General features: G+C 40.6%; 2 protein-coding genes. One reads left to right on the top strand and one right to left on the bottom strand.

Translation table 11 applies throughout. The features are described 5' to 3' along the window. On the bottom strand, positions 1–800 hold an 800-nt coding region (locus JCM15124_RS14480), incomplete at its 3' end, for an ISL3 family transposase (protein ID WP_232220196.1). Here JCM15124_RS14480 and JCM15124_RS17015 point away from each other — a divergent pair. Further along, the gene (locus JCM15124_RS17015; RefSeq protein WP_262499284.1) at positions 799–924 is read left to right on the top strand and encodes a hypothetical protein; all 126 of its coding nucleotides are present in this window, start codon (positions 799–801) and stop codon (positions 922–924) included. The two genes, JCM15124_RS14480 and JCM15124_RS17015, sit on opposite strands and share 2 nt — an antisense overlap. The last annotated feature ends 163 nt before the right edge of the window (positions 925–1087 follow it).

Raw genomic sequence — 1087 nt, 5'->3', positions numbered from 1 at the left:
AGATTACTGTCCTCTGCCTGCTTGCACCAATATATCAGCTGCTCTAATGCTTGTTCTTTATCCTTCTGCATCCAAACTTGGTCTATGTCTTCATACAGGTAATATGCTGTAGCCAATGGCTTGTTGGTTTCCAAAATATTATCCGGTCTTCTTCTATATTTTTTATCCAAAGCCTCCTTGTCCTTCTTCAGTAGTAGCCATCTGTTTCCCTTTATGACTATCCTGCCCTCCAAACTTCTTGTCTGCTTGTATACTGCCCGTCCGGTTTTATCCATCGCATCTGCTATAATCTTCACCACATGGAACCTGTCATACACATGTATGGCTTGAGGAGCATTCTGCTGTATGGAGGAGATGTAAGCTGCAGAGAGGTCTGAACTGACAACTTCGATTTTTACTTTCAGTCGTTTCACTCTTTTCCGGAATTTATCCGGAGACTCCTTTGACCTCCCATCTGCAACATACACTATGCGTCCCGTCTCATGGTCTACCACTATGGTCTTGTATGTCTGACCTTTATGAACGGAGAACTCATCTATACCTATATATCTGACTCCCTTTAATTTGGGATTACGATAATGCTTGTTAAGGTAGGATTTATGAATATCTTTTATCACGTGCCAGCTTATTCTTAGGTGTTTAGATACCGCACTTACGGTAAGACCAAGACGTAACAGGTCAAGAACATAGTTCTCAAACATCCTTGTATAGCCGGATTCTCCTTTAGTAAATGGTATCGGGGATTGGAAAGTATGACCGCATTTCTTACACTGATAACGCTGAAGGGTAAGGTCAAGCATGACAGGCGTAGAATCAATGGGTAATGCACGGATTCATGCGATGGACAACACCATACTTTATCAGTTTACGGCTACGACATTCAGGACAATGACAAAATCCACGAGGATTATACACGAGTTTTAAAACAAAATGTTTATCTTTGTAAACAGAACTGCTTACGGTATAATCTTTGATACCTTGAGATTGGTTTAACAGGCCGGCATTCATATCTTGATAGGTTGCTTTCTACAAAGATACAAAATGCCGGCCTAATTTTTTGAACAATAGAGAAAAACCAACGCAATTA

The sequence above is a fragment of the Prevotella falsenii DSM 22864 = JCM 15124 genome (genome assembly GCF_000613945.1).
In the GTDB taxonomy this organism is placed as follows: domain Bacteria; phylum Bacteroidota; class Bacteroidia; order Bacteroidales; family Bacteroidaceae; genus Prevotella; species Prevotella falsenii.
This window is presented reverse-complemented; position numbering and strand designations above follow the sequence as displayed.